This is a genomic window from Pseudomonas sp. AIG (genome assembly GCF_977020205.1).
Genome location: NZ_CDROCK010000063.1, coordinates 1 through 24,539, shown reverse-complemented (window position 1 = coordinate 24,539; position 24,539 = coordinate 1). Strand labels below are relative to the sequence as shown.

The 24,539-nt window shown below is 60.1% G+C and carries 23 protein-coding genes; 8 read left to right on the top strand and 15 right to left on the bottom strand.

The window, feature by feature from the left end:
- The first annotated feature begins 71 nt into the window (after positions 1 to 71).
- Together ACWR1S_RS27150 and ACWR1S_RS27145 are read left to right on the top strand one after the other, a co-directional pair.
- A complete protein-coding gene (locus ACWR1S_RS27150) occupies positions 72 to 659 on the top strand; it encodes a hypothetical protein (protein ID WP_454565654.1) in 588 nt (195 codons plus the stop codon).
- A 159-nt stretch (positions 660 to 818) separates the two neighbouring features.
- The gene (locus tag ACWR1S_RS27145; protein WP_454565653.1) at positions 819 to 1,238 is read left to right on the top strand and encodes a VOC family protein; all 420 of its coding nucleotides are present in this window, start codon (positions 819 to 821) and stop codon (positions 1,236 to 1,238) included.
- Between the two features lie 51 nt (positions 1,239 to 1,289).
- On the opposite strand, the gene ACWR1S_RS27140 is transcribed toward ACWR1S_RS27145, so the two are convergent.
- The 5 genes from ACWR1S_RS27140 to ACWR1S_RS27120 form a co-directional block, all read right to left on the bottom strand.
- Positions 1,290 to 1,619: a hypothetical protein gene (locus ACWR1S_RS27140; RefSeq protein WP_322846612.1), complete on the bottom strand. Its 330-nt coding sequence runs from the start codon at positions 1,617 to 1,619 to the stop codon at positions 1,290 to 1,292.
- A gap of 150 nt (positions 1,620 to 1,769) precedes the next feature.
- A complete protein-coding gene (gene rtcA / locus ACWR1S_RS27135) occupies positions 1,770 to 2,795 on the bottom strand; it encodes an RNA 3'-terminal phosphate cyclase (protein WP_454565652.1) in 1,026 nt (341 codons plus the stop codon).
- A gap of 8 nt (positions 2,796 to 2,803) precedes the next feature.
- Positions 2,804 to 3,592: a nucleotidyltransferase domain-containing protein gene (locus tag ACWR1S_RS27130; RefSeq protein ID WP_454565651.1), complete on the bottom strand. Its 789-nt coding sequence runs from the start codon at positions 3,590 to 3,592 to the stop codon at positions 2,804 to 2,806.
- 14 nt (positions 3,593 to 3,606) lie between these two features.
- Positions 3,607 to 4,833 (bottom strand): RtcB family protein, encoded by a 1,227-nt coding sequence (locus tag ACWR1S_RS27125; protein WP_454565650.1) that lies wholly within the window; start codon positions 4,831 to 4,833, stop codon positions 3,607 to 3,609.
- Positions 4,834 to 5,169: 336 nt separating this feature from the next.
- Positions 5,170 to 6,717, bottom strand: a complete 1,548-nt coding sequence (locus tag ACWR1S_RS27120) for an RNA-binding protein (RefSeq protein WP_454565649.1) — start codon at positions 6,715 to 6,717, stop codon at positions 5,170 to 5,172.
- Positions 6,718 to 6,921: 204 nt separating this feature from the next.
- Here ACWR1S_RS27120 and rtcR point away from each other — a divergent pair, with 204 nt between their 5' ends.
- Positions 6,922 to 8,526 carry an RNA repair transcriptional activator RtcR gene (gene rtcR / locus ACWR1S_RS27115; RefSeq protein WP_454565648.1) on the top strand — a complete coding sequence of 535 codons (1,605 nt, stop codon included), beginning with the start codon at positions 6,922 to 6,924 and terminating at the stop codon, positions 8,524 to 8,526.
- Between the two features lie 101 nt (positions 8,527 to 8,627).
- Positions 8,628 to 8,906: a hypothetical protein gene (locus ACWR1S_RS27110; protein ID WP_454565647.1), complete on the top strand. Its 279-nt coding sequence runs from the start codon at positions 8,628 to 8,630 to the stop codon at positions 8,904 to 8,906.
- On the opposite strand, the gene ACWR1S_RS27105 is transcribed toward ACWR1S_RS27110, so the two are convergent.
- The 9 genes from ACWR1S_RS27105 to ACWR1S_RS27065 all read right to left on the bottom strand — a co-directional run bounded on the left by ACWR1S_RS27105 (position 8,907) and on the right by ACWR1S_RS27065 (position 19,348).
- Positions 8,907 to 10,733: a glycosyl hydrolase family 28 protein gene (locus ACWR1S_RS27105; protein ID WP_454565646.1), complete on the bottom strand. Its 1,827-nt coding sequence runs from the start codon at positions 10,731 to 10,733 to the stop codon at positions 8,907 to 8,909.
- Between the two features lie 13 nt (positions 10,734 to 10,746).
- Positions 10,747 to 11,115 carry a 5-carboxymethyl-2-hydroxymuconate Delta-isomerase gene (locus ACWR1S_RS27100; RefSeq protein ID WP_454565645.1) on the bottom strand — a complete coding sequence of 123 codons (369 nt, stop codon included), beginning with the start codon at positions 11,113 to 11,115 and terminating at the stop codon, positions 10,747 to 10,749.
- Between the two features lie 23 nt (positions 11,116 to 11,138).
- On the bottom strand, positions 11,139 to 11,915 hold the full coding sequence (locus ACWR1S_RS27095; protein ID WP_454565644.1) for an ABC transporter ATP-binding protein: 777 nt from the start codon (positions 11,913 to 11,915) through the stop codon (positions 11,139 to 11,141).
- 10 nt (positions 11,916 to 11,925) lie between these two features.
- Complete coding sequence (locus ACWR1S_RS27090; protein WP_026000816.1) at positions 11,926 to 12,765, bottom strand: ABC transporter ATP-binding protein; 840 nt, start codon at positions 12,763 to 12,765, stop codon at positions 11,926 to 11,928.
- 11 nt (positions 12,766 to 12,776) lie between these two features.
- Positions 12,777 to 13,694 (bottom strand): ABC transporter permease, encoded by a 918-nt coding sequence (locus tag ACWR1S_RS27085; RefSeq protein ID WP_454565643.1) that lies wholly within the window; start codon positions 13,692 to 13,694, stop codon positions 12,777 to 12,779.
- Between the two features lie 62 nt (positions 13,695 to 13,756).
- Entirely contained in the window at positions 13,757 to 15,367 is a 1,611-nt protein-coding gene (locus ACWR1S_RS27080; RefSeq protein ID WP_454565642.1) for an ABC transporter substrate-binding protein, read from the bottom strand.
- Between the two features lie 45 nt (positions 15,368 to 15,412).
- A complete protein-coding gene (locus ACWR1S_RS27075) occupies positions 15,413 to 16,426 on the bottom strand; it encodes an ABC transporter permease (RefSeq protein WP_016987798.1) in 1,014 nt (337 codons plus the stop codon).
- A gap of 84 nt (positions 16,427 to 16,510) precedes the next feature.
- Positions 16,511 to 18,121 carry an ABC transporter substrate-binding protein gene (locus tag ACWR1S_RS27070; RefSeq protein ID WP_454565641.1) on the bottom strand — a complete coding sequence of 537 codons (1,611 nt, stop codon included), beginning with the start codon at positions 18,119 to 18,121 and terminating at the stop codon, positions 16,511 to 16,513.
- 72 nt (positions 18,122 to 18,193) lie between these two features.
- A complete protein-coding gene (locus tag ACWR1S_RS27065) occupies positions 18,194 to 19,348 on the bottom strand; it encodes a mandelate racemase family protein (protein WP_454565640.1) in 1,155 nt (384 codons plus the stop codon).
- 360 nt (positions 19,349 to 19,708) lie between these two features.
- Here ACWR1S_RS27065 and ACWR1S_RS27060 point away from each other — a divergent pair, with 360 nt between their 5' ends.
- The 3 genes from ACWR1S_RS27060 to ACWR1S_RS27050 all read left to right on the top strand — a co-directional run bounded on the left by ACWR1S_RS27060 (position 19,709) and on the right by ACWR1S_RS27050 (position 22,264).
- Complete coding sequence (locus ACWR1S_RS27060) at positions 19,709 to 20,434, top strand: oligogalacturonate-specific porin KdgM family protein (protein WP_331695339.1); 726 nt, start codon at positions 19,709 to 19,711, stop codon at positions 20,432 to 20,434.
- Positions 20,435 to 20,531: 97 nt separating this feature from the next.
- A complete protein-coding gene (locus ACWR1S_RS27055) occupies positions 20,532 to 21,374 on the top strand; it encodes an NAD-dependent epimerase/dehydratase family protein (protein ID WP_454565639.1) in 843 nt (280 codons plus the stop codon).
- A complete protein-coding gene (locus ACWR1S_RS27050) occupies positions 21,371 to 22,264 on the top strand; it encodes an SMP-30/gluconolactonase/LRE family protein (protein ID WP_454565638.1) in 894 nt (297 codons plus the stop codon). The genes ACWR1S_RS27055 and ACWR1S_RS27050 overlap by 4 nt, the downstream gene beginning before the upstream one ends.
- A 4-nt stretch (positions 22,265 to 22,268) precedes the next feature.
- Here ACWR1S_RS27050 and ACWR1S_RS27045 read toward each other — a convergent pair whose 3' ends face one another.
- Positions 22,269 to 23,024 carry a FadR/GntR family transcriptional regulator gene (locus tag ACWR1S_RS27045; RefSeq protein WP_038364752.1) on the bottom strand — a complete coding sequence of 252 codons (756 nt, stop codon included), beginning with the start codon at positions 23,022 to 23,024 and terminating at the stop codon, positions 22,269 to 22,271.
- 199 nt (positions 23,025 to 23,223) lie between these two features.
- On the opposite strand from ACWR1S_RS27045, the gene ACWR1S_RS27040 reads away from it, so the two are divergent.
- On the top strand, positions 23,224 to 24,366 hold the full coding sequence (locus ACWR1S_RS27040; RefSeq protein WP_102902876.1) for a pectate lyase family protein: 1,143 nt from the start codon (positions 23,224 to 23,226) through the stop codon (positions 24,364 to 24,366).
- Positions 24,367 to 24,539 lie beyond the last annotated feature (173 nt).

Below are 24,539 nucleotides of genomic sequence, written 5' to 3'. Positions count from 1 at the left end.
CACTGAATTTCACACCGCAAAGGTTCCTCGGCATACTGGCGCCCTCCCCGACACCACGAAAAGGACTGCGTGTGTTAACCCGCCCCAAAGCTCTATGGATTTACTACCTGATCTGCTGGCTTGCCGCGCTGTCACTGCTGGCGCACATCGTTTTCACTGACTGGAAGCTATTGAAACCGACCGACGTCGGCGGCACCTTGATGGGCGGCATGAACGGGCTAGTGCTCAACGGTGGCTGGCTCATGGCCGTGACGGGGTTGTTGTTGACCTTGATCTTGCGCGCGCCGGGATCGATTTTTGCCTGCGTCGGCGCAGGCGTTTCTACCTTGGGCATTGGCACCTTTTGCTACCTCAACTATCCAGACAATGCGGATCAGTTGATCTATAGCGTCAGTCCAGACGAAATCGGCCGAGCCATGTTGACCGGTGCCGCCTTTCTGGCCTTGGGGCTGTTCCTGCGCCCGCGCTTCAAGACCAACACTCTACCGTCCCGCCCTCTCCTCATCGGCCAGTTCGTCGTGGCACTGCTGATCGCCCTGTTGTTTGTCGGGTTTCCGATAATCAACGCCCTGCAAAAGCCGCTGCCGAGTTGCGCATTCGATAAACAAGGCCATCAATTGTCAATTTGCCTGGGCAACGATCGCGTCATCGTCGATTAAGCAGCTCAGTGCAGTGCTAAGCCCAGCATTTCTCATAAGAAAAACATCTGGAAGACTCTGCCCGTCCCGACGTCCAACGCTCTGCTATGTTTTAACCGCCCTACGCGGAACCCGGCGAACCCCCGCCACGCTCCGCGCCTGACTGCCGGGAGCAGAGACATGAGAATCGACCCGTACCTGATCTTCAACGGTGACTGCCGCGAGGCCTTCACCTTTTACGAGCAAGCCTTGCAAGGAAAGCTTGAGGCGATGATGACGTTCGGCGAGACACCCGCCGCCGAGCATGTGCCCAAAGAGCATCATCATCTGGTCATCCATACCTGCTTGAAAGTAGGCGATCAGATGATCATGGCCTCGGACACCACGCCCGATCGCCCGACTCAAGGCATGAGCGGCTGCTCGATTTCTCTGAATGTCGACAGCATTGCTGAAGCCGAACGGGTGTTTAACGCCTTGGCCAGGGATGGGCGCATCGACATGCCGTTAGAAGCGACCTTCTGGGCGGTGCGCTTCGGCATGCTGGTGGATCGCTTTGGCGTATCGTGGATGGTCAATTGCGAGAGCGAAAAGCAACCCTGACATTTCCTCAGGCATGAAAAAGCCCAACCTGAAAAGATTGGGCTTTCTGCGTTATCGCTGGGCCAGTTCGTGGCGTACGCATTGTTCGTAATACGTCTGTTTGACCGCCGCAGGCTTGAGCTTCGACGAGCTGTTGTAGGTTTGCTCGGTAATCCCCATCGCCGTCATGCGCATCCACGGCTGCTGGAACCGGCGCACCTGCAATTGCTTACGCGCGCCATACAGCGAGACGCCTGACAGTTTCGATTGCTGGGCACCGGCAGCAATGTCCGAGCCCCAGGTGCAGGCAAAGCGATGGCTTTTACTCAGCTCTTTCGCCTGCACTCCCACCGCGAAAACAGCCAGGGAAAGCGTTGCAACGGTGATGACAATCGTCCGCATAAGCCAACCTAACCTTCTGAAAAAAGGCGATTTTGCCGGGGAAGCGAAAAGCCGGGGGCCAGCAATTTGCCGCCTTTCGCGAGTTTTTTGCGGACGTAAAAAAGGGCGGTGGGATTTCCTGATGAAATCCCACCGCCCCTGGCCTGACGATCAGTTGGCGCTGACCTCAACGCGCAATCGATCCGCGCCCTCCTCCCGACAATCGATGCGAACCGGCAAAAACACCTCGATCACCGCGATATTGCTGTGCAGATGCTCGGTCATGCGCGGCGTGGTAAACGAGCCGCCACCGGCCAGCGCCATTGGCAACAGCAATTGATCGGCAAGGTGCTCGGCCACCGCAGCACCACTGCGCAACCAGTCGGCGGCTTGATTGATCGCGGCGTCGGCGACCTTTTCAGCCCGTAGCGACACCTGGCCAAATGCGCTGAACACCTCGGTGACGTGCTCGAATGCGTACTCCAGCAGCAACACATTGCCCGGGCCCCGCGCCGGATCGAGCGTGACATGTTGCAACGCTGCAGGCGGCAGACTCAAACGCTTGGCCACCTGGCTCAACTCACGTTCGGCCACCGTCGGTGCCAGCCCGGCGGTCAGCGCCGATGCCTGTTGCGAAATGGCCGCGCCGCGTTCACACAGGTCCAACCGCGTCAGGTTCGACGGCTGCACGTTCACTTCAATCTCGCCACCGCCTGCCGGGACAAATCCATGTCGCAACAAATCCAGCTCGACGTTGGCGCCCATACGCCGCAGCAGCGGCAGCCAACTGCGCGTGAGGAAATCGGTCGGCGGCGCCAGCGGGTTATGCGTGCCACCCGAGATGCGCACCCGGCTCGCCTGCGGAGCCCGCAACAGTGCCGGCAACAAGGTCTGCAACACCAGCGTGCAACTGCCGGCCGTGCCGATAGCGAACTGGTAATCGCCGGAGCGAATCGCGCCGGGTTCAAAGCTCAACGCTTGCGAGCCCAAGTGCGCACCGGAAACCGTCGCGCCGCAGACCTCGGCCGCCGCCATGACCGCCGTCAAATGTTGCCTGAGCAATCCCGGACGGCTGCGTTTGGCGCGGATCTGTTTAATGCGAAACGCCCGGCCTGTCAGCATCGACAGGCTCAAAGCACTGCGCAACACCTGGCCGCCACCGATGGCACCGTCCAGTTCTATCACTTCCTGTTTCATTGCATTCCTTACGCGTACAGCCCGACGGTATCCCTGAGGTACTGATCCAGCCGTCGCGAGTCTTCCTGAGTTCTGAGTAATGTGGGCACTTCGCGCTCAAGCTCGGCGGCGATGAACCCGTGCAACGCCGGACGACGCGGCCCGTAGGCGCTCTCGTCGGCATTGCGTTTAAGGGCCAGCAATTCGTCGACTTCCGCGAGCAGCGCGCGGTCGTCGACGGTGGTCAGCAGGTCGGCGAACGTCATCGGCGGTCGGCCTCGGCCCTGGTCGATCCAGCGCACCGCCAGCAGTGGCCGCAGCACGTAGAAGTACTTCTTGAAACGCACGGTTTCACCTTGCAGGTAACCGCGAAAGTTCTTCTTCGCCATCGACAGATAGTGATTACGCGCGGCGGGCGGGCTGTAGAACGCTTCGGCGATTTCGCGCAGTTGTGCCACCTGCGCGGGTTTACTGCGATAAACCAGCGGCGAGTCGAGCCACTCCAGCAAGGTCGGATTGGATTTGCGCAACAACCCGAGGGTCTTGCGCAGTTCCCAGCCACTGACATCAAGTTCATCGTCCAGCGGACGTTCGATCACATCACGCGGCGTATCGACCTGGACGAACCACTCGGGCTTCTCCACATAAACAAACCGCACGTCGTAATCGCTGTCGGTCGAGGCAAAACCCCAGGCCCGGCTGCCTGACTCACAGGCATACAAAACGGTGACATTGCGCTCGCGCTCTATCCGCGCCAGCTCTTCCAGTACCCGCGCACGCATCGTGGCGCACAGCGGATGACGCTCTTGCAGTTCCATGACCTGCTTTCCTTTTATCCTTTGACGCACACCACCTGACGCAAGGTGTGCAGCACTTCCACCAGCTCACGCTGGGCGTGCATGACTTTGTCGATGTCCTTGTAGGCCATCGGAATTTCGTCGATCACCGCTTCGTCCTTGCGGCACTCCACGTGGGCAGTGGCGCGGATCTGATCCTCGACGGTGAAGGTGTTCTTGGCCTTGGTGCGGCTCATGGTGCGGCCGGCGCCGTGGCTGCAGGAGCTGAACGACTCTTCGTTGCCCAGACCGCGAACGATGAAACTCTTGGCGCCCATCGAGCCCGGAATAATCCCTAACTCGCCCTTCTTCGCCGACACCGCGCCTTTGCGCGTAACCAGCACCTCTTCCCCAAAATGCCGCTCTTTCTGCACGTAGTTGTGGTGGCAGTTGACCGCTTCCAGCGCCACTTCAAACGGCTTGCGAATAATCTGTCGCGTCGCCTGAATCACCGCGCGCATCATCAGTTCGCGGTTCTGTTTGGCGAAGTCCTGCGCCCAACCCACCGCTTCCACGTAATCATCAAAGTGCTGACTGCCTTCTTCGAAGTAGGCCAGGTCACGATCCGGCAGGTTGGCGATGTGCTGACGCATGTCTGCCTGAGCCAACTGGATGAACAGGTTGCCGATGGCGTTGCCGACACCGCGCGAGCCACTGTGCAACATGAACCAGACCCGGTTTGCTTCGTCCAGGCACACTTCGATGAAGTGGTTGCCGCTGCCGAGCGTACCGAGGTGCCCACGGTTGTTGGTGTTGGCCAGTTTCGGATACTTGTCGGTGATCAACTTGAACCGTGACTGCAACCCCGCCCAGGCCTGATCGGCTTGCTGCGGGATTTCGTCCCAGGCGCCCTTGTCGCGTCGCGAACGGGTCGAACTGCGGCCATGCGGCACCGCTTGCTCGATGGCGCTGCGCAGACCGAGCAGGTTGTCCGGCAAATCAGCGGCGGTCAGCGACGTGCGCGCGGCGATCATGCCGCAGCCGATGTCGACGCCGACCGCTGCCGGAATGATCGCGCCGACGGTCGGGATCACGCTGCCGATGGTCGAGCCCTTGCCCAGGTGCACGTCCGGCATGACCGCCAGATGTTTGAAGATGAACGGCATTTTCGCGGTGTTCATCAACTGCTCGCGGGCCTCGTTTTCCACCGGGACGCCTTCGGTCCAGAGTTTGATCGGTTTGCCGTTGGCGACTTCGAGCAGTTGGTAAGTGTGTTCTTTCATGTCTTCATTCTTTATTCATTGGCCGATGATTCGGCGTTGTTCTATAAGTTGCAGCGACAAAAACACAGGCACTGTGGCTCTGCCAGTTGAGCCCCCGTTGCCGGGGCGGGAGTCGAACCCGCGTTCCGATGGAGTACCTGTCGCATTCGCTGCCCATCACTGCAAAAAAGGTGGCACGACAAAAGTTGATGACTGTTGCGCGTTGCCGCGCTCCGGACTTAACCGGCCTAAGATGTACAGCCATCAGGCATTCGTGCCGTCACTGGCGCTGACAAGGGCTTGATGAGACGTCTTGGATGTAGTCCCATCGGCATTCAGCGCCGGTGATCAATCAATTCATGACGCGCTTTCGATCGCCTCGACCCAGTGCTGCGCACTGTATTGGCCGCTGGTGAACTGCTCGATCACGTCGAACACCGCATCGCTGAAACCGCCGACATTCAAGATGTCATCACGATCCGCCGCCTGTGTTGCAGGGCCTGGCTGGATGTCGATGCATACCAGTCGGGCCTGTGGGTTGAGCTTCTTGATCCGCTCCCATTGGCGCATCGTCTCGCTGGCGCCGCGACGCTGCGCATCGATCCACGATTCGTTGTCCGAGACCATGATCAACGTATCGACCCTGGCCTTGCTGTCCGCCAATCTCTTCAGCGGTGCCGAGCAGTTGGTGCCGCCGCCAAAAATCCCGGCGAGCTTCTCCGCGTTGCTGATCACACTGTCACGCGGGTTGAGCTGGATATCCACCACATTGACTTCGAACGGCATCACCCGCGCAGCCGGCTGCTTGCGCAAGACCGCTGCGGCCACCAACGCCGCCACGTCGATGCAGCGCACCTGCGAGGTCGCACCAGGGCGATAACCAGTCACCGGGCTGCCCATCGAACCCGACACATCCGGGCAAACCACCACCGCGCCCTCAAGCTTGGGCACGTTGGCCAGCGACAACTCCAGCGCCTCCTGCAAGGCGTCGCGGATCGCTGCCGGGGTGTTTTCGCCGATCATCCGATAAGCCGCCAACAACTGGTACGGATACACCCGCGCCTTCGCCACTTCCTGTGGATCAGCCAACCGCGCCGCGACATAGTCGATGCAACCCGGTACCTCAAACGCGCCGTGCCGCGCCAGGGTGTTGAGGTTGATGCGCAGTCCCTGCCAGCCCATGTTGCGGGCTTGATGGGCCCATTGTTCCTTGCTCAGTGTTTCGTTGCCGAGCAACTGAAACGGCACCGCCGGCACTTCATCACTCGCGCCGCTGCGAAACGCCAGCAAATCGCGAGTCAGCTCTGGCAAGGCCTTTGCCTCCACCGGTTTGCCGATCAACCAGGCGAAAAACGCTTCGCGCCACGCTTCGGCAGGTTTCGGGTGAACCATCTTCACCACGTCCGCCAACGACGGTTGATTGCCGATTGAGGCTTGCAGCAGTTGCCGCTCGGTCGCGCTGTTCAGCCAGTTCTGCACCAGCCGCTTGGGTTGCGAGCCGAGGGATTTACGTCCGGTGGCACCACTACGGAGGATCTGCACAAAGTTGCGCAGCATCTTGCCGCTGTCGATGACTTGCTCGAAAACCTCTGGCACCAGACTTGAACGCTGCGCGGTCAATGCCGCCAGCAACAATGCCGGCATGTCTTTCATGTGACCTTTCTTGCGAGCGTAGATCGCGGCTTTCGCCACGAAGCGGCTGTCGAGCTCGGCCACCAGCTTCAGCACTTGATCCAGCTGACTTTCTGCGGAGGCGTAAAAGGTCTGGTTCAGGCAACCGGTGACGGCCAATTGCGCCAGTTGGTGCTTCGGGCTGTAGGCATAAGCGCTGGCACCGGAAGCATTCAAGGTGTCGCAGGCCGGCAAGTGATTCGATTGCGTGTTGAAGAGAGTTGAGTTGGCCATCTTGGCGTCTCGCTGTGTTGTCCTGTTCGTTGCGATAGGTATTGCAGCGGCTGTGCCAGCTTTGGATTTCTCTCGCAAAATATTCTTATCTTATTGATTTATATGGTTTTTATTTTTTATCTCGTATTTCATCGAATGAACCGACGACAAACCCCTCGCCGAATAATTATCATTGGGTATCGTCTTTTATCTTTTGAGATAAATATGCCAAACAAGTACACCGTCGCCATCGGATTTATCGGCGCCACCCTTGATCGCGTCGGCAAAGGTGCCAATCGCTGGAGCCATTGGCGTCCCAGTGTTGGCCTTTGCCAACAGCAGGACGTACTGATCAACCGGCTCGAGCTGATTCACGGCATCGACGCCCGCGACGTAAGTCTCGCCGAGCGAGTGCGCGCCGACATCCAGCAGGTTTCGCCAGAGACCGAAGTGCGCCTGCACCCGATGGCACTGCGCAACCCATGGGATTTCGAAGAGGTCTACGGTGCGCTGCACGACTTCACCACCGCCTACACCTTCGATACCGAGCGCGAGGACTACCTCGTCCACATCACCACCGGCACCCACGTCGCGCAGATTTGCTGGTTCCTGCTGACCGAGGCGCGCTATCTGCCGGCGCGGCTGATCCAGACCTCCCCGGCCAAGCGCACCAGCGAAAGCGATCACGCCATCGGCACTCACGCCCTGATCGATCTCGACCTGTCGCGCTATGATCGCATCGCCTCGCGCTTCGCCAACAAGCGCCTCGAAGGCCTGGAGTTCTTGAAGTCCGGCATCGCCACACGCAACGCCGCTTTCAACCGCTCGATCGAACAGATCGAGCGCGTGGCCGTGCGCTCGAAGGCACCGATGCTGCTGATCGGTCCGACCGGCGCCGGCAAATCCTTCCTCGCCCGACGCATCTACGAACTCAAACGCAGCCGCCACCAGATGCAGGGGCGCTTTGTCGAGGTGAACTGCGCCACCTTGCGTGGCGATGGCGCGATGTCGGCGTTGTTCGGTCATGTCAAAGGCGCCTTCACCGGCGCACAGAATGCTCGCGACGGCCTGTTGCGCGCCGCCGATGGCGGCATGCTGTTCCTTGATGAAATCGGCGAGTTGGGCGCAGACGAACAGGCGATGCTGCTCAAGGCGATTGAAGAAAAACGCTTCTTTCCGCTGGGCTCGGACAAGGAGGTCGAAAGCGATTTCCTGATCATCGCCGGCACCCACCGCGACCTGCGCAGCCGGGTCGCTGACGGCCTGTTCCGCGAAGATTTGTATGCGCGCATCAACCTGTGGACATTCGATCTGCCCGGCCTCGCCGGCCGCCGCGAGGACATCGAACCGAACATTGATTTCGAGCTGGAACGCCACGCCCGCGAACACGGGCAACTGGTGCGCTTCAATCTGGAAGCCCGGCGCAGTTATCTGGCGTTCGCCAGCGCTCGTGAGGCGGCGTGGCTGGGCAACTTCCGCGAACTGTCGGCCTCGATCACGCGCATGGCGACTCTGGCCGACAGCGGGCGTATCGATGAGGCACAGGTGCAGGAAGAAATTGATCGGCTGCGCTACGCGTGGGGCTTGGCGCAACCGCAGGCGATTTCAGGAGAGTTGCCGGGAGATGCCGAAAGCATGGATCTGTTTGACCGCTTGCAATTGAAGGCAGTGATCGAGGTGTGCCGACAGGCAGACAGTTTGTCCGATGCCGGCCGCCGGCTGTTCGGAATATCGCGCCAGGCCAAGGCACAAGCCAACGACGCCGATCGACTGAGGAAATACCTCGGCCGGTTCGGCCTTGAGTGGAGCCAGATCGTCGACCTCACGTGATGCGAATGGCAGGCGACTAACCGCTCGTCCAGCAGCCGGCACCTTCGCCTGCAGGACGCTTCCAATGAATCACCATCCGCTTCGACCGGAAGACGACCATCATGAACAGCAAAATTGCAGCGCTCACCCTGGCCGGCCTGCTCGCGGCCTGCCCGCTTTTCGCCTCGGCAGCCGGGCAGGCAGCTGACGAGTCTGCCGCACCACCGACCGCGCTTCCCGGCGTGAATCAGGCCGGCAAAGCTCAATCCAACGCAGACAAGGCCGACAAGAAAGGTGAAGAGGCGTCGGGTTCGAACTCCGGCGCCGAGTCGCATGAAACAGCCAAAGATGCTGCTACTTCAAGCGACTCGGAAGACCTCGGTAAATCGCCGAAACCTTGATCAGGGCTCTACAGAAGGTGGTGGCTGCACATCCTTGAACGTCAGCCCGACACTGCCGGTGATTTGCCACGGGTTGGCAGCGCCATGCCCGCTGAACGACACATGGTCGAACAGCGAATCCTTCAACCCATCGATCTGCGCTTTGGCCGGACCACTGAAGCGCACGCGCTCGAACACCAACCCCTGATGCCAGGCATTGTGCTGACTGTCGCCCTTGACCTCGATCGCCTTGCCCTGGGCATTTTCGATGCTCACGTCGGCGACGCGGATATCGCGGAATTGTCCGGGAATGGTTGAGCGCTGGTAATCCAGTTTGGCATTCGGATCGTTGTAGTCGAGGGTGAAAATGAACGCCTGCTTGAGCGTATTGCGGATCGCCGAGTCGCGGAAGATCACGTTACGCGCGCCGCCGCCCATGAAGTTGGTGCTCTTCATGCGCAGGCCGGCATCGGTGCCATCGGAAACGTTGTCTTCGGCCAGAATGTTTTGAATCCACGCGCCGGTATGGCTGCCGGCAACCACCATGCCGTGGCCCTTGCGGAAGTAGTTATTGAAGATCCAGGCATCTTCCTGCGGCTTTTGCTGCACGGCATTCGCCCCGGTACCCGCTGCAAAGTTGACGCAGTCATCGCCAGTGTCAAAGAAGTTGTTGAAGACCATCGCGCCCTTGCTGTTGGCGAATTCGATGCCGTCGCCGTTGTTGGCGTCGTAGGTTTTATGCGTGGTATTGGCCAGCACCACGTTTTCGGTTTCCAGGTTCATGATCCCGTGGAAGGCCGGGTTCACCACGGTGAAACCACCGTAGAACACGTTTTTCACGTTGCGCAGGGTGATCAGCGACGAGCGCATCTGCCCGTAGGCGTCCTTGACGTTCATGCCGCGCGCCACCGCTTGTTCGACTTGCGCCTTGGCCAGAATGCCGTCCTGCTGGTAGCGGGTGTTGTCGCTGGGCAGGTAGAACGGCAATGACTGACCGCGTTCGTCGACGATATCGGCGCGGCGCTTCCAGCCGTTGCCGTCAATCGTGCCTTTGCCGACGATGCGGATGTTTTCGAACGATTGATGCTGACGCGGATCGCGCGGCAAGGCGTTGATCAACGACGCCGGGCGCACGGTGCTCGAATACGGATACTGGATGTAGCCGGCCAGCGGATAGTCTTCGGCACGCTCGGAACCCAACAGCGTTGCGCCCTCGGCGATCTCCAGAGTGATGTTGCTCTTCAGGTAAAGCGCCCCGCTTTTATAGGTGCCCTTGGGCAACCATACTTTGCAGCCAGGGGTGCAGGCGTCGATAGCGTTCTGGATCGCCAAAGTATCAAGGCTTTTGCCATCTCCCTTGGCGCCGTACTTCCTGACATCGAAGACGGCCGCGACCTTGCTCGTCCGTTGCACAACGGGCGGACTGTCGGCCGACTCCTTGCCATCGGTGCCCACCGAACGCACGGTGAACCGATAGGCCGTATCCGCTTTCAAGCCTTGCGCGGTGTAGCTGTGAATGCCGATGCGATGGTGAAAACCGGCAACATCCTGTTCGTAGAAGCGGTCGATGTAAGGTTTGGCCGGCGAGACGCGGTCATTGTTGGCGTTGCTGCCGCCCAGCAGCACACCGTTGGCGTAGACCCGGTAGTCGCTGATATCGGCGTGATCGGCGGGCTTTTCCCAGACCAGGATGATCTGCTGGTCATCGTAGGCCAGGGTCGGCACCTGCAGTTTTACCGGCGCCTCCTGCGCCCACGACGGCGCACTGCAAACCAGCGTCAACGTGGCTGCCAGCGACAAAGCCAAAGGCTGTTTGCGCGGCGTCGGCACAACATTTCGATAAGGCATGAGCACTCCTTGTTCAGGCCGACAATCCGGCTTCTTGCAGGTATTGGCTGCGGTTGACGAACGTCTCGCGGGGCATTTCCACAACCTCCATCGACAGCGACTCGACGTCCGGCAGTAAAGCGACCAGTGCCGCCACGGTCGCCGAGGCCAGACGCCGGCGCTGTTCAGCGCTGCGCCCGGACAACATCGACAGGACGACGTGGACAAAATCGTCCGCGCCCGCGCCGCAGCGGTAGTGCTCGAACGTATTTAGGCGCACCTTGATGTCGCCGGCCTTGAACAGGCCGAAGGCATCGAGGGCGTCATGCACGCTAGCGAGCAGGGTTTGCTCGCCGACACGTCGGGCCAGGGTTTGCGGGCAATCGATAAGGCAATGCGGCATGTCGCGCTCCTTGATGGATCGGTTTAACCAGCGAGCTGGCGCACCGATTCCTGACTGAAATCACGACTGGCCTGTACCAGCATCCGCGTGTAGGCGTGGCGTGCCAGATCCTGGCTGAGCGCCTGACTGTCGAGCAGCTCGACAATCTTGCCCTGCTGCATCACCGCAACCCGATCACACAGGTGCGTGACCACTCCCAGATCGTGAGTGACCATCAAGTAGGTGAGTTTCTCGCGGCGGCGTAAATCCGCCAGCAGATTGAGAATCTCCGCCTGCACCGAGACATCCAGCGCCGAGGTCGGCTCATCGAGCAGTAACACGCGCGGCTCGAGAATCAGCGCACGGGCAATCGCCACGCGCTGGCGCTGGCCACCGGACAACTGGTGCGGATAGCGAAAACGGTAACTGTCGTTCAGACCGACCTTGAGCAGGATCTCGTTGATCCGGTCGTCCTTGTCGCGCACGCCGTGAATAATCAGCGGCTCACGCAGGGCGGTGTCGACGGTGTGGCGCGGATGCAGCGAGCCGTAAGGGTCCTGAAACACCATCTGCACTTGACGGAAATGTTCCTTGGGAATCTTGTGCTGCAGCGGCGCGCCGGCAATGCTCAACTCGCCCGTCCAGTGCCGGTATTGCCCGGCCAGGCAGCGCAATACCGTGGTCTTGCCGGAGCCGGACTCCCCCACCAGCCCGAAGGATTCGCCGTCGGCGACACTGAGGTTGACGTCGTGCAGCACCTGATTGAGGGCCGGGCCGGCGCCGAAACTCAGGTTCAGCGCGTGTGCTTGGATCATGGACATGGTCGATTCCTCAGCAAGTCAGCCACAGTGGATCGCGTTGCAACACTGGCAACCGTTCGCGACGATTGTCCATGCTCGGCAACGCCGCCATCAGGCCGCGGGTATAGGGATGTTGCGCATGTTGCAGGTCGCCGGCGGCGAGCGATTCGACCACCCTGCCGGCGTACATCACCAACACGCGGTCGCAGTAATTGCGCACAAGATTGAGGTCGTGGCTGACAAAAATCAGGCCCATTTCCTGCTGTTCGACCAGCTCTTCCAGCACGTTGAGCACTTGCTGGCGCACCGAGACATCGAGGGCCGAGGTCGGCTCGTCGGCGATGATCACTTGCGGACGGGTAATGACCATCATCGCGATCATGATGCGCTGGCCCATACCACCGGAGACCTCATGCGGGTACAGGTTGTAGACCCGTTGCGGATCACGGATATGCACCTTTTCGAGCATTTCCAGCACCCGCTCGCGGGCCTCGCTGCGGCTGGCCTTGTGGTGCGCCAGATACGCCTCGGCAATTTGATCGCCGACCTTGACCACCGGGTTCAGCGAGTATTTCGGGTCCTGCATGATCATCGAAATGCGCTGACCACGAATCTTCTGCATGACCTTTTCGCCGGCCGACAGCAGATCGACTTCACCGAACTGCATGGCCTTGGCGGTGATCCGCGCGCTGGCCGGGTGCAGCTTTAGCAGGCTGCGACCGACCGTCGATTTGCCCGAGCCCGACTCACCGACAATGGCGAGTTTTTCCCGCCCGAGGGTGAAGGACACATCGCGCACGGCGTGGGTTTCTTTCTGAGCATTGACGAAGCGCACATTGAGCCCTTCGACGTTCAATTTGATTGCAGACATACAGCCTCCGATTACTCGCTGCGCGGATCAAGAATGTCCCGCAGGCCGTCGCCCAACAGGTTGAAAGCCAGGCTGACCAACATGATTGCGGCCCCCGGAACAGCCACCAGCCACCAGCACTCGAGCATGTAGCGGCGCCCGGTGGAAATCATCGCGCCCCACTCCGGCGACGGCGCCTGCGCACCGAGACCAAGAAAGCCCAAAGCCGCTGCGGTGAGGATGATCCCGGCCATGTTCATGGTCAGACGGATAATTACCGACGACATGCACATCGGCACAATGTGCCGCAGGATGATTCGCGTTGACGAAGCCCCTTGCAGCTCGACCGCTACGACGAAGTCAGCCTTGCGCAACGACAGGGTTTCCGCCCGCGCCAGTCGCGCAATCGGCGGCCACGACGTCAGCGCAATCGCTACCACCGCGTGCTCCAGGCCCGGACCGAGCGCAGCGATGAACGCCAGCGCCAGCACCAGGCTAGGGAAGGAAATGAAGATGTCGGTCAGGCGCATGAACACCGTGTCGACAACACCACCGTAATAGCCGGAGACGGTGCCGATAAACAGCCCGATCGGGCCGACGATCACGGTCACCAGGGTGATGATGTACAGCGTGATGCGCGAGCCGTAGACCAGCCGACTGAAGATATCCCGGCCGTATTCATCGGTGCCGAACCAGTGGGCAGATCCCGGCGCCTGCAGGGCGTTGGCGAGGTTTTGCGCCACCGGATCATGGGTGGCGATCCACGGCGCAAACAGCGCCACCACTACCAGCACCAGCGCGACCAGCAATCCGGCCAGGGTCATCGGGTTGCGCAGCAGGTGCCGCAAGACTTTCAGGGCACTTTTGCAGAAGGCGTCGAAGCTGGATCCGGGGGTACGATCCGACCGCCGCTTGGCGCTCGAATCAGTAGAAGACATGTTGGCAATCATGGGCATGTTCTCGGATTGAATTGAGGATCACCCGGCGCGTACGCCGACGCACCGGGCAGCGTTCAGCGTTGTTTGTAGACACCCAGATAACGCGTTGCCTCGGCATCATCACCGGCAAAACCCTTGACGTCGGCGGCGCTGACCACGGTGTCGGTCATCTGCGAAATCATCATGATCGGGCCAACCTGCTCGTCGTAGATTTTCTGTGCCTGCTGGTACAGGTTCAGGCGCTGGCCGGCATCGCGTTCGACCCCGGCCTGATCAATCAGGCTATTGAGCTGCGGGCTGAAAAACGACGCGCGCCAGCCCTGGAAATTCGGCAGGCCAGCGTCATCACTGTTGTTGGGGTTGTAGGCAAACGTGCGCAGGCTGAAATACGGATGCGGATAGCGCTCAGCCCCACGCGCAACGATGATGTCGAAGTTGCGCGCACGCATGGCGCCGTACACCTGGTTGCCAGTGCCGTTGACAATGCTGGCCTTGATCCCGCCCTCGGCCAGCGTCGCTTGCAGGCGCGCGGCGATGTCGATGAAGGGTGGCTCTGACAATGTGCGAATGGTCGTGGTAAAGCCGTCCGGATAACCCGCTTCGGCGAGGAGTTTTTTCGCCTTGGCGACGTCCATGTGATAACCCGGATCCGGCAGGCGCGCCGCCAGACCGAGTTGCATCGGCTGCTGATTCAGCTTGCCGTAATACGGCATCACCTGTTGGTCGAGGCCCTTGTAGTCGATCAGGTTGCGCACCGCTTCGCGCACTTTGGGATTGGCAAATTCAGGCTGTTTCATGCTCAGCGCGACGTAGTACATGGTGCCGCGCGGCAGTGACTGCACGTGGATTTTTTCCGAACCGTCGATGGCGCGGATGTCCGGCGCGGCCATGCCATACGCCAGATCGAGGTCTCCGCGTTCCAGCATCAGGCGCAGCGATTGCGATTCGGTCATGTGCCGCACCACCACCCGTTTGAGCTTGGCAGCACCGCCCCAATAACCGTCGAAGCGGGTCAGCAACAGCGAGTCGTTCGCGGTCCATTTGCTCAGCACAAAGGGGCCGCTGCCGGCCTCGTTGGTCACCAGCCAGTTAGCACCGAGATCATTGTTTTTCTCATGCGCCAACGCTGTTTTGCGATCGATCACCACCGCGCTCGGCGAGATCGCCAGCGAGTCGATCAACAACAGCGGATCCATGGTTTGCGGCAAGTCGATGACCAACGTGTGGGCATCGCTGGCGCGAATCAGTGACTGGATGTTGTCGACGTTATAACCGTAGGCTTTCCAGGTCGTGGCCAGGCCGAAGTTGAGCTTCATCACTCGGTACAGCGACCAGGCCACGTCTTCAGCGGTCAGCGGATTGCCGGAGTGAAACTTGACGTCTTGGCGCAAATGAAAGGTTATCTGCTTGCCGTCGTCGCTGATCGTCCAGCGCTCGGCCAGTTGCGGCAGATGCTGTTCAGGATTGCCCTGATCTCGCTTGACCAGGGTGTCGTAAAGATTGGCATTGACGCCGGAAGCGTCGAGGCCTGGCGCGTTGGCCGGATCGATGGAAAACAGGTTGACCATGCTCATGCCGACGATCAGTTGATCGGCCGGCGTCTTGGCGCTGGCCTGGGTCATCGGCACCAGCGCCAGGATCGCCGCCAACAGGCCGGCGTGCAGTTTGGTAAATGCAGTCGTCATTGAAAAATCCTTGTTTTTATAGTTTTAGTGCCGCAGCCAGGCGCGTTAACGGGTGCGCGGGTCGAAGACCTTGTACAAGGCATCGCTGATCAGGTTGAGCGCGACAAAAATCAAACCGATCACCAGCACACAGCCCATCACCGCGTTCATGTCGCCGAGCATCAGGCTGCTGGTCAGGTACTGGCCGAAACCCGGCCAGGCAAAGACCGTTTCGATCAGCACCGCGCCTTCGAGCAGCGAGCCGTAAGCCAGCGCCACCACTGTCAGCAGTTGCACGAGGATGTTGCGAAAGGCGTGACCCCAGACCACCTGGCGGCGCGACAAACCCTTGACCCGAGCGGTGATGATGTATTCCTGGGACAGTTGCTCGAGCATGAAGCTGCGGGTCATCCGACTGATGTAAGCCACCGAATTCAGCCCGAGGATCAGCGCCGGCAAAACGATGTGGCGCAAGGCGCTGGCGAAGGCTTCCCAATCACCGGCCAGGCTCGAATCGATCAGCAATAGCCCGGTGACTTCGGGCACCATGCCGTCGTACGCCAGGTCGATGCGACCGGCGCCCCCGGCCCAGCCGAGCCAGGCGTAGAACACCAGCAGGCCCATCATGCCCAGCCAGAAAATCGGCGTGGAATAGCCGAACAGGGTAATCACTCGCGCGACATGATCGCCCAGTCGCCCCTGATTGCTCGCCGCGCAGACGCCCAGCGGCAAACCGATCAGCACACCGAAGAGGATGGCCAGGGTCGCCAGTTCGATGGTGGCCGGGAACACTCGGCGGATGTCATCGAGCACCGGGTGCCCGGTCAACAGCGCGTTACCGAAATTGCCGTGCAGCAAGTCATTGAGGTACAGGCCGAACTGGGTCCAGATTGGCTTGTCCAGCCCCATCGCCCGGTACACCTGATCGTAGGTCGAGCTGTCGGCGTCCGGCCCGACCACCGCCAGCACCGGATCGAGCGGCATCACCCGACCGATGATAAACGTCAGCGCCAACAGGCCCAGTAACGTCACCAGTACCGTGCTGGCACGCCGCGCAGTATTGGAGGCGCGGGCGCCCATGGCAGAGGCAGTCATAACAAACATAGTCAGCTCCTGATAAAACGGTCACCGGTGCACCCGGCACGCGAAGTTCATCCGTGCATTTCAGCGTTTTTTGTAGACGTCTTTGTAGCGCGTGGTCGCGGCCGTGTGCCCTTGAAAATCGGCAACATCGGCGTAGACCAGCACCGTGTCGGTCATCTGCGAGACCGGCAGAATCGCGCCCACTTGCTGATCGAGTTGCTGCTGGATGTCCTGATACTGCGCCAGTTGTTTCTGCGCATCGGGCTCGACTTCGGCACTCTCGATCAACTGATTCAACTCGGGACTGTAGAACGAAGTGCGCCAGCCCTGGAAGTTGCTCAGTTTGGCTTCGTCACGGTTATCCGGGTTGTACACCAGCGTGCGCAGGCTCGAATGGGGATGACGTTCGGCGCCACCACCGCCACGGCCGACGATGATGTCGAAACTGCGCTCACGCATGGCGCCGTAGATCTGGTTACCGGTGCCGGTGATGATGCTGGCTTCGATCCCGGCCTGCGCCAGCGTCGATTGCAGATTGGAGGCGATATTGATGAAGGGCGGCTCGGCCAGCACGCGAATACTGGTCTTGAACCCGTTCGGGTAACCGGCTTCGGCGAGGAGTTTTTTGGCCTCATCGACATTCAGCCGATAACCGGGATCCGGCAGGCGCGCGGCCAGTCCCAACGGCATCGGGCGCTGATTGATCACGCCGTAGTGCGGCATGACGGTCTGGTTGATGCCTTGATAGTCGATCAACGAGCGCACGGCTTTGCGCACGCGCGCGTCGGCGAACATCGGCTGCTTCACACTCAGTGCGACGTAGTACAGCGTGCCGCGTTGCAGAGTTTGCGTGCGGACCTTGTCGCTTTTCTGCAAGGCCTGGATGTCCGGCGCCGACATGCCTTTGGCAATGTCGAGGTCGCCCCGCTCGATCATCAGACGCAACGACTGCGACTCGGTCATGTTGCGCATGACAATGCGTTTGAGCTTGGCCGGGCCACCCCAGTAACCGTCGAAACGGCTCATCAGAATCACGTCGTTGGCGCGCCAGTCATTGAGCACGAAGGCACCACTGCCGGCGGCGTGCGTCACCAGCCAGGCGGCGCCCAGGTCATTGTTCTTCTGATGTTCGAGGACTTTTTTGCGGTCGAGAATGAAGGCACTTGGCGACGTCGCCAGCGTGTTGAGCACCAACTGCGGATCGGTGGGTCGCGGCAATTCAATGACGAAGGTATTGGCATCGGTCGCGCGCATCGAACGCTCGACATTGTCGGCAGTAAAACCGTAAGCCTTCCAGGTCGACGCCAATGCGAGATTGAGTTTGAGCACGCGCTGCAACGACCAGGCGACGTCTTCAGCGCTCAACGGGTTGCCCGATTGAAATTGCACGCCCTGGCGCAGATTGAACGTCAGGGTCTTGCGATCGTCGCTGACTTGCCAGCGCTCGGCGAGTGCCGGCAACAGCTGATCCGGCGCAGCGACGTCTTGCACCAGCAACATGTCATAGAGATTGGCATTGACCTCCGACACGTCCAGGCCGGTGGCGGCTGCCGGGTCGAGGGACAGCAGATTGATCATGCTCATGCCGACGATCAATTGATCGGCCGGGGTTTTGGCATGGACGGCAGGTAGCGCGGTCACCGTCAGGGTAGCCGCCAGAACCCGCGCCCACAGCGAAGGAAGAATGTTCATAGCGAGAGTGCCTTTCTTATATTTATAGGGCTCTCGGACAGCCCGGCATGCACCGGGCAGCCCGCGTACACGTCAGAAGCTTTTAAGCGTGTTCATCTCGATGAAGTTGAAGTCGATGTCTTCGCCCAGACCCGGCAGGTCGGACAAATGCACAAAACCGTCGCTGTCCATCGGGTCGACCAGGCGCTTGAGGTACGCCGGCACCTCGTCGTAATCCAGGTACGGGTGCAGCAAGCCGCGCTCGTACCAGGTGCAGTTCTTGATCGCGCCGACCACCGTCAGGTTGGCTGCGCCGTTACCATGGATTTCGCAGTCCATGCCAAACGACTCGGCCATGTGTGCAACTTTCAGGCAAGGCCCGATCCCGCCGACACCGGCGACGCCGGCACGCAGGATGTCGCAAACGTCGTGCTTGACCCAACTGGCCCGGCTCAGGTGTTTGCCGGACAGGGTTTCCGGCCCGAGTACCGGAATGTCCAGTTGCCCCGCCAGCCAGGCATAGGATTCGGCGGACTCTTCCATCATCGGCTCTTCGAACCAGGCGAAGTCGAGTTTTTCCAGTTCGCGTCCGATGTACAGCGCTTCGGTGCGGCTGTACCAGTGATAACCGTCGAGCATCAAGGCGATGTCCGGGCCCACCGCTTCGCGCACTGCGGCGCAGGCTTTGACGTCAATGCGCGGGCTCGGCGCGAACGAGACCGGCGGCATCCAGGTGTGCAACTTGATCGCCTTGTAGCCGCGCTTGACCAGCGTTTCGGCAAAGCGTCCGTAGTCTTCCGGCGTCGCCAGGCCCTCAGGCAGTTCATCGCCGCACATGGTTGAGCCGTACGCCGGCACCTTGTCGCGAAAACCGCCGATCAACTTGTGCACCGGCACCCCGAGTTTGCGCCCTGCCCAATCCCACAACGCCTGCTCGACCAACGCCAGCGCGCGATCAGTCAACTGGCTGGCGCTGCCACGCTGCCAATGCGCCAGGTCATGCCAGATCTTTTCGCGATCAAAGGCGTTCTGCCCGACCAGCACCTTGCGCACAAAACCATCCAGCACATAAGGACGAATCAGTTCCGGCGCACCGAGGGCGTAACCCTCCTTGCCGTCTTCGGTCTGGATGCGCAGCAACGCCATTTGCGCCTGACTGACATCGCCGGGATGAGCATGACCGGCGCTGTCGACTGCGCGGCGGGTGGGATAGGAAAAAACCTGGGCGTTGACTGCTGTGATTCTCATGGACGTCTTGAGCCTTCTTATTGGATTTGTGACAGGAGTGTCGTCGGTTGCGACCGATCATAGGTCATCGTACAACACTTGAAAAGACCCAATAACACCTCTTCGAATCGAAGCCTTTGCGGCTAAACGTCCAGCAAAGCGCCCTATTTAAAGATGACTACGGAATAACAGGACTTGCTTTAGACCCCTATTTACAGGGCATATATGTATCAATATGTTTCCAAACCAGCAAAATCACGTAGACGAGTCATCTTGTCGTACGATAACTTATATCTGCGCCTCAAATGAGAGCCATACGCAACATCGCGGTGCCTGTAGTACTCGTCAAACGACCCTAACAAAAACAAAAAAGAAGACCGTATGAACACCACCCTACGCACGCTCGTCACTGTCGCGGCCCTCGGCCTGCCCTTCACTGCCCACGCTGACTCTGCCAGCCTCAACTACCGCCACCAGTACACCGAGGAGGACAGCGCCCACGCCGACCGAATCAAGCTCAATTACCGCCTGGACAGTGGACTGGGGTTTGAGGCGGAGATGAAATACCGCACGGCCGGTGACCGCAAAGATGTCGCCTACGACAACATGGTCAACAACGGGCATGAGTTCACCGTGAGCTACAACTACAAGCTCAGCGCGCAGTCGACGCTGACCCCGGCGTTTCAGATGGACAGCTCCAAGGATGCGACCGCCTACAAGTTCGGCCTCAAGTACAACTACAAAATCGACGACGCCTTTTACGTAGCGACGCGCTATCGCCTGGATCTGCGCAAACTCGATCGCGATCAGGTCAACAAAGACATGCCCGATCACTACAAGGATGACCAGACCACCCACCGCTTCGAAGGCTGGCTCGGCTACACGCCAGCCAACAAGTGGGCTTACGAATATCAGTTCATCTATTTCAAGACCGACTACATCCGCTACGACAACAAGAAGAGCGACTACGAACAGAACCTGATCGTCAAATACAAGCTCACCAAACAATGGGCACCCTTCATGGAAATCGGCGACATCAAAGTCGACTCCACCTCACCCGACCGCCAGGCTCGCTGGCGTCTGGGCGTGCAATACAACTTCATGTAAGCCGCGCACTGGTTTTGCCTGGCGAGCGCGCATCGCTTGTCGGGCAGACACCCCGCCGCCCATCCCCTTTCACCACCGCGTAATGGAAGACCCGACCATGACCACACATGCTACGCAAGCCAAACCCTTCAACCGTATTCTGCTGACCGGTGCCGCCGGTGGGCTCGGCCAGATTCTGCGCGAAACCCTGCAGGTTCACGCCGACATCGTCCGCGCCTCGGACATCAGTGCGATGGCACCGAGCCGCGGCGCGCATGACGAAGTGATCAACTGCAATCTGAGCGACAAAGCCGCTGTCGCCGCGCTGGTCGAGAGCGTCGATGCCATCGTGCATTTGGGCGGGATCTCGGTGGAGCGATCCTTCGAAGAAATTCTCGAGGCGAATATTCGCGGCACCTTTCATGTTTATGAAGCCGCGCGCCTGCACGGGGTCAAGCGCATCGTGTTCGCCAGCTCCAACCACGTCACCGGTTTCTACTCGCAGGACGAACAGATCGACGCCCATTCGCCGCGGCGCCCGGACGGTTATTACGGCTTGTCGAAGGCTTACGGGGAGGACCTGGCAACGTTCTATTTCCACCGCTATGGCATCGAAACCGTAAGCCTGCGCATTGGCTCCTCGTTCCCCGAACCGCGCAACCTGCGCATGCTGGCGACCTGGCTGAGCTATACCGATCTGCAGCACCTGATCGCCCGCGCACTGCTGGCCAGCGATGTCGGGCACAGCGTGGTGTACGGAGTGTCCGCCAACCGTGATCAGTGGTGGAACAACCGGTACGCCGCGCACCTGGGCTTTGCACCGCTGGACAGTTCCGAAGCCTTTCGCGCAAAAGTCGAACAACAACCGGCACTCGCCGCCGACCATCCCGACCGCTTGTATCAGGGCGGCGCCTTTACCGCTGCGGGTCCGTTTGAAACGCCGGCGCAGACGCACTCATGACTGCCGAACTGATTGTCGATGCGCGCAACGCCACCGGTGAAAGCCCGGTCTGGCAAGCCGACGAAAATGCCTTGTATTGGGTGGATATTCCGGCCGGCCGCTTGCATCGCTGGCAACTCGACGGCCAGACCGACTGCTGGCAGGCGGACGAAATGCTCGCCTGTATCGCCCGCAGCGAAGCGGGACATTGGCTGGGCGCGCAGGAAAGTGGTCTGTTCAAACTGCGCCCGCAGGCTGACGGACGTCTGGCTGCGGAAAAGCTCATCGGCGTCGAGCACGCCCGCCCGCGCATGCGTTTCAATGATGGTCGCTGCGATCGTCAGGGACGCTTCTGGGCCAGCTCGATGCCAACCGCCATGGGCGCCGAGGCAGTCGGCGCGCTGTATCGCTACGACGCGCAAAACCCGAATGATGTATCGGTGCTGGCGCCGCAACTGGAGGAACTCGTGGTGCCCAACGGCCTGGCGTTCAGCCCCGACGGCCGCACCATGTACCTGTCCGACTCGCACCCGAGCCGGCAACTGATCTGGGCCTTCGATTACGACATCGACAGCGGCACGCCGCACAACCGCCGCCTGTTCGTCGACATGAACGACCACCCCGGCCGACCGGACGGAGCGGCCGTCGATTCACACGGCTGTTACTGGATCTGCGCAATTGATGCCGGCCTGGTGCTGCGCTTTACCCCGCAGGGAAAGCTGGATCGCGCGCTGCCGGTACCGGTAAAGAAACCGACGATGTGTGCCTTTGGCGGCCCTCGGCTCGATACCCTGTTTGTCACCTCGATTCGCCCGCAAGGCATCGATCTCACCGATCAGCCGCTGGCGGGCGGAGTCTTTGCCCTCAACCCGGGCGTTCAAGGCCTGCCCGAACCCAAGGCCCGCGCCTGAGGCTTCAGACGTTCAACGCCGCCGCGTCCGCAGCTTCGTAGGCACGGCGCAGACGCTCGCGGCTGTTGGACAGATGCAAACGCATGGCTGCGCGCGCGGCGTCGGAGTCACGCCGGACAATCGCAATGTAAATGTCTTCATGCTCGCGACTGAGGCGTTCCAGATAGGGCTCCTTGCGGTCGTTCTCCAGGCGCTTGGAATGCAGGCGTGTGCGCGGCAGAATGTTCGCGCCCAGGTGCAGCATGATGTCGGTGAAATAGCGGTTGCCGGTGGCCAGCGCAATCTGCTGGTGGAACTGGAAATCCGCCGACACGGCGTAATCGACACTGACGGCGCGGGAATTGATGGCGTCCAGCGAATCACGCATCAGTTGCAGCTGCTCATCGGTACGCCGCGCACACGCCAGGCCGGCGGCCTCGACCTCCAAAGTGATGCGCAATTCAAGCACCGCCAAGACATCCTGAAGCGTGACGATGCTGTCCGGATCAATGCGAAAACCGCTCGGGCTGGGAATGTCCTGGACGAAGGTGCCGATACCGTGACGGGTCTCCACCAGGCCTGCCGCCTGCAGACGCGATATCGCCTCGCGCACGACCGTGCGACTGACACCGTGCTCGGCCATGACCTGAGATTCAGTCGGCAGCTTCGTCGCGCGCGCGAGTTCGCCGCTGCAAATGCGTCGGGACAGCTCGGTGACCAGGTCCTCCGCCAGGCTGCGATGCCGGCGACGAACATTGGGTGTGGCGTTGGATCTGTCCATCAGCAACAAAAATCTCGAATTTTCGAATAATTACGCATCATAGCCCATTCAGTTGTACGACAACGCACCAGTTCGCATGATAGGATTTCTCATGTAGCGGACGTTCGATTCGCTGCACTGGCGATAAGGACGTCCGCTCGAGAAACACGTCGAGACATCGCGTGTAAAACACTCAAGTTAATCAAGGATCTGATTACTCATGACAAAACCAACAACCTTCACGGCCTGCAAACTCGCCAGCGCCATCGTCGGCAGCCTGCTGTTTTCCAGCCTTCCTGCACAAGCGGCCGATATCTGGCTGGATGTTGCAACGACTGGCTGGGCCACGCAAAACGGTGGCACCAAGGGTGGCTCCAGAGCGGCAGCCAACAACATCTACACCGTGAAGAACGCTGCCGAACTGAAAGCCGCACTCAGCGCTTCGGTCGGCACCAACGGTCGCATCATCAAGATTACCGGGCCTATCGACATCAGCGAAGGCAAAGCTTATACGACGACTGCCGATATGAAAAAGCGCGGCCGTCTGGATATCCCGGGCAAGACGACCATCGTCGGTACGAGCAGCACGGCGGAGATCCGCGAGGGTTTCTTCTATGCCAAGGAAAACGATGTGATCATCCGCAACATCACCATCGAAAACCCGTGGGACCCGGAGCCGATCTGGGACGCCAATGACGGCAGCGCCGGCAACTGGAACTCCGAGTACGACGGGCTGACCATCGAAGGCGCCAACAATGTGTGGGTCGACCATGTCACCTTCACCGATGGCCGCCGCACCGATGACCAGAACGGCACTGCCAACGGTCGTCCAAAGCAACACCACGACGGCGCACTGGACGTAAAAAACGGTGCCAACTACGTGACCATTTCCTACTCGGCGTTCAAATCGCACGAGAAGAACAACCTGATCGGTTCCAGCGACAGCCGCACCACCGATGATGGCAAGCTCAAGGTCACGATCCACAATACCCTGTTCGAAAACATCTCCGCCCGCGCACCACGCGTTCGCTTCGGCCAGGTGCATCTGTATAACAACTATCACGTGGGCAGCACCAGCCATAAGGTCTACCCGTTCAGTTACGCGCACGGTGTGGGCAAGAGCTCGAAGATTTTCTCCGAGAAAAACGCGTTCGAAATCTCCGGCATCAGCGGCTGCGACAAAATCGCCGGCGACTACGGTGGCAGCGCCTACCTTGATCAGGGTTCTACGCTCAATGGCACCTTGCTGACCTGCAAGTGGGGCACCAACATCGGCTGGACCCCGCCTTACAGCTACACCCCGCTGAACGCGGACAAAGTCGCGGCCGACGTTAAGGCCAAGGCTGGCGCTGGCAAGATCTGATTGGTCGATGTAACCGTGTTAATGAAAAGCCCTCGGTGACGAGGGCTTTTTCATATCTGCTTGAAGATGGTGCGGGGGTGGAGTTGGAGTTCTGGGAAAATTTTGATTATTCATTGCCCTGACTGGCCCCTTCGCGAGCAGGCTCGCTCCCACAGGGATTGATGTTGTTAATG